The organism is Actinomycetota bacterium (genome assembly GCA_030776725.1).
Classification (GTDB): domain Bacteria; phylum Actinomycetota; class Nitriliruptoria; order Nitriliruptorales; family JAHWKO01; genus JAHWKW01.
Window position 1 is genome coordinate 1 of record JALYHG010000284.1, and the last position, 3,925, is coordinate 3,925.

Here is a 3,925-nt window from a genome sequence, read left to right on the forward strand (position 1 = left end):
GGGCTGTGGTGTCCGCGCCGTGACGATCACCGCGACCCGCAGGGCGAAGCCGCGCCCGGCGCGGCCCATGTGGCGCAGGTCCTCGGCGCCGGGCGCGGCGCCCACCGCGACGAGCATCCAGTCGCCGGCCGTGCCGGCGGCCAGTGGCTGCCATACCGGGCGGAGAGTCGCACCCGGTTGGGCGCTCACCACGGCGAGGCGCTCCAGGAGCACCTCCCGCGGCAGGGTCGGGGCGGGCTCGGTGACCGAGCCGGCGACCAGCCGCAGCCGGTAGCCGCGTTCCGACAGGTCGTAGGCTGCGCTCGCCGCGACCGCGACCGCCTCTTCGAACGTGGAGGTCGGGCCGGAGCCGCGGTGGGCGTCCCGCCGCGTGTCCAAGACGATGGTCGCCTCGGCGTCCTGGGGCGCCTCCTCCTGCCTGATCATGATCTTCCCGCGGTGCGCGGTCGACTTCCAGTGCACCTTGCGCAGGTCATCGCCGCGGACGTACTCACGGATGTTGGCGAAGTCCCCGCTGGTGGCCAGCGGGCGTGCGGAGCCGTCGCTGACGGTCCCCTTGGGTCCCGTGCGTGGCAGCGCCGGTGGCAGTGGCCACACAGGTGGGTAGACGATCACGTCGTTGGTCGCCCCGAACCGGACCGGCCGCTGCGCCACGCCGAACGGGTCGCGCAGATGCACGACGGCCGGTCCGATCGTGTAGCGGCCACGCTGCCGCCCGTCCAGGTCGTAGGTGACCTGGTGGACCTGCCGCGGGCGCAGAGGCGCCAGGATGAAGCGGGACGGGATCGCCAGCACGCCTGGGACGCGGTCCTCGACGATCAGGACGGCCGTCGGCAGCCGCCCGTCGTTGCGCACGTCCAGCGTGACGGTGGCCTGCCCGGCGTGGAAGAGCCGGTGCGGGCGCACGCTGCGGCGCATCGACAGGCGTGCGGACGCCACCCGCGTGTAGGCGACGCCCACGACGACCAGCGCGATGCACGCGAGCGCCGCCATCGACAGCTCATCGATCGCGAAGGTCCGGCTCACCACCCAAGACGCGGCCGCCGCGACCAGCATCAGCTTGCCTCGATCGGTCACGGCCCGGTCGGAGCGGGCATCCCGGCGACCACGTCGGCGAGGACGTCGGTGGGGTCGCGGCCGGCCAGCTGCGCCTCGGGCCGCAGGATCAGACGGTGTGGCAGGACGTGCGGCACGAGGGCCTTGACGTCGTCGGGGACGACGTAGTCTCGGCCCTCGGTCGCCGCCAGCGCCCGCGCTGCCCGCATCAGAGCCAGCGACGCGCGGGGCGAGGCGCCCAGCTCCACGTTGCCGTGGGTGCGGGTTGAGCGGCAGATCGCCACGATGTAGCGTTCGACCGACTCGGCGACGTACACCGCTCGGACCACCTCGATCACCTCGGCGACGGTCGAGGCGTCGGTCACCGGGGTCAGATCGGCGAGCCGGTCGCCGTGGCCGTGCGTGCGCAGCACCTCCAGCTCCGCGTCCGCATCGGGGTAGCCGATCGCGAGGCGCATCATGAAGCGGTCGCGTTGAGCCTCGGGCAGCGGGTAGGTGCCGTCGAGCTCGATCGGGTTCTGGGTCGCCATCACCAGGAACGGCACCCCAAGCGCGTAGGTCACCCCGTCGACGGTGACGGTGCGCTCCTCCATCGCCTCCAGGAGCGCGGACTGCGTCTTGGGTCCGGCCCGGTTGATCTCGTCACCGAGCACCACGTTGGCGAAGATCGGGCCCGGCTTGAACTCGAACTGTCCGGTGTCGGGGCTGTAGACGGTGACCCCGGTGACGTCGGACGGCAACAGGTCGGGGGTGAACTGCACGCGCTGCACCGAGCAGTCGATGGAGCGTGCGAGCGCCTTGGCCAACAGCGTCTTCCCGACTCCGGGTACGTCCTCGATCAGGATGTGACCCTCGGCCAGGAGCGCGACGATCGCCAGACGGACGACCGCGGGCTTGCCCTCGATCACTGAACGGACGTTGTCTTCGATCGCGGCCAGCGTCGACGCCAGCGGGACGAGGTCCAGCCGCGTCCCGGAACCGGTCATGGCGTTGGCCGCCTTGGCCACGGTGCCTCCTGGCCGCCGGTGGTCGGCGGCGCGGCGATGGTAGCGGCGGGGGCGATGTCTTCCCGTGCCGAGACGGTGTGATGCCGGCGCGCCGCGCTTCACCGGATCCGCGCTGCAACGCGGTGCGCCAGTGGACGGGGCGTACACTCCCCAGCGTGGACGACGCTGCCCGCACGAGGGACCACGGCCGGACATCCGGTGCCGCTGGCGGTTGCCATGGGCGGACCACCTCGCCACGACCGACCCTGGTCCTGAACGCCTCCATGGAGCCTCTGGCGGTGGTCTCCGCCCGCCGCGCGGTGGTGCTGGTGCTGACCAGTAAGGCCGAGGTCGTCCACGAAGACGGGGCGTGGTTCCGCTCCGAGAGGCTGGCGCTGCGCGCCCCGACCGTCGTCCGCCTCACCCGGTACGTGCACGTGCCGCGGCGGGCCCACGCCGGGCTGTCCCGTCGCGCGGTGTTCCTCCGCGACGGCGGCCGCTGCCAGTACTGCCACGCGCCGGCGGAGGACGTCGACCACGTGGTCCCGCGCTCGCGGGGGGGTGAGCACCGCTGGGAGAACGTGGTGGCGGCCTGCCGCCGCTGCAACGCCACCAAGCAGGACCGCACCCCGGCCGAGGCCGGCCTGGAGCTCGCCGTCGCACCGAAGGCTCCGCCACCGGCGTTCTGGCTGGTGGTCCGCGCTGGGCGCCTGGGCCACGACTGGCGACCCTACCTCCAGCCGTACCTCGGGGCGCGGTGGGACGCCGCGCTCTCCGTCGGCGGCCGGTAGCCCTCCACTTCCCTCCACCAACGGCCGTGAGCGTGTGATGGTCGTTGCTGTTGTGGCACGTGAGGTCGTTGTCGCCGCGCAGGTCGGACCGAGACGACGTGCGGCCCTACCCAACCGCGGCGGCACATCCCGGGGAGATCGCCCCAGCACGCGCCTCGTAGGGGAGAACTCGCACGGGGTCCGTTGACGCCACACAGCGCAGGGGCGTATGGTGGTGCGAAGTGGAGGGACCTGGGCCTGTCGGCATCGCGGGCGGCCGTTGATGTCGGCGACAGCCGGGCAGGCAGTGGACGTGGAGGCGACGACGTGTTCCTCGGCGAACACCAGCACACGCTGGACGCCAAGGGTCGCGTCATCCTGCCGGCCCGCTTCCGCGACCGGCTCGCCGGGGGGTTGGTGTTCGTGCCCGGGCAGGACCGCTGCATCGACATCTACCCCGCCGCCACCTTCGAGCGGCGCGTGGAGGAGTTGCGCGCACTGCCGCGTGACGATCAGCGCGCGCGTGCGTACCTGCGGGTGTTCCTCGCCGGTGCCCATCAGGACAGCCCCGACGGGCAGGGCCGTGTGACGGTCCCTGGCCGGCTGCGGGACTACGCCGGCCTCGACCGCGACCTGACGATCGTGGGGGCCGACGAGAAGGTCGAGGTCTGGGACCGTGGGGCCTGGGAGACGTACCGCAGCGACGCGGAGAGAGCGTTCGCCGAGCTCGACCGCCTGTTGCCCGTGCAGGCCACGCCGTGATGGAGGCCTCCGGCGTGACGGCCGCGTCCAACGCTCCGCACGTCCCCGTCATGGTCGACCGGGTCGTCGGGTTGCTCGCCGATGCCCCGCCGGGGCCCATCATCGACTGCACGATCGGCGCCGCCGGTCACGCCGTCGCGATCACGCGGGCCCGCACCGCACGTGGGCTGTCCACCTCGCTCGTAGGCATCGACCGTGACGCTGACGCGCTGGCGCTCGCGCGCCAGCGGCTGTCCGACATCGACGCCCCGACCGAGCTGATCCAGGCGCGCTTCGACGCGCTCGTCGACGTCCTCGACGAGCTGGGGATCGCGCGCCCAGCGGGCGTCCTGTACGACCTGGGCATCTCGT

5 protein-coding genes are annotated in these 3,925 nt (G+C 72.8%); 3 read left to right on the plus strand and 2 right to left on the minus strand.

What is annotated here, in order from left to right:
* Together M3N57_13665 and M3N57_13670 are read right to left on the minus strand one after the other, a co-directional pair.
* The coding region (locus M3N57_13665; GenBank protein ID MDP9023715.1) for a DUF58 domain-containing protein at positions 1 to 1,077 on the minus strand (1,077 nt) is incomplete at its 3' end.
* Positions 1,074 to 2,063, minus strand: a complete 990-nt coding sequence (locus tag M3N57_13670) for an AAA family ATPase (protein ID MDP9023716.1) — start codon at positions 2,061 to 2,063, stop codon at positions 1,074 to 1,076. The genes M3N57_13670 and M3N57_13665, both read right to left, overlap by 4 nt.
* Before the next feature lie 263 nt (positions 2,064 to 2,326).
* On the opposite strand from M3N57_13670, the gene M3N57_13675 reads away from it, so the two are divergent.
* The 3 genes from M3N57_13675 to mraW all read left to right on the plus strand — a co-directional run.
* Complete coding sequence (locus tag M3N57_13675; protein ID MDP9023717.1) at positions 2,327 to 2,833, plus strand: HNH endonuclease; 507 nt, start codon at positions 2,327 to 2,329, stop codon at positions 2,831 to 2,833.
* A 306-nt stretch (positions 2,834 to 3,139) separates the two neighbouring features.
* Positions 3,140 to 3,574 (plus strand): division/cell wall cluster transcriptional repressor MraZ, encoded by a 435-nt coding sequence (gene mraZ / locus M3N57_13680; protein ID MDP9023718.1) that lies wholly within the window; start codon positions 3,140 to 3,142, stop codon positions 3,572 to 3,574.
* A gap of 14 nt (positions 3,575 to 3,588) precedes the next feature.
* Positions 3,589 to 3,925: 16S rRNA (cytosine(1402)-N(4))-methyltransferase (gene mraW, locus M3N57_13685; GenBank protein MDP9023719.1), on the plus strand; the 337-nt coding region annotated here is incomplete at its 3' end.

What these genes read in the sequence shown, in the direction of transcription:
- M3N57_13675 (MDP9023717.1), top strand. Translation starts at nt 2,327, where the DNA reads ATGGAGCCTCTGGCGGTGGTCTCCGCCCGCCGCGCGGTGGTGCTGGTG.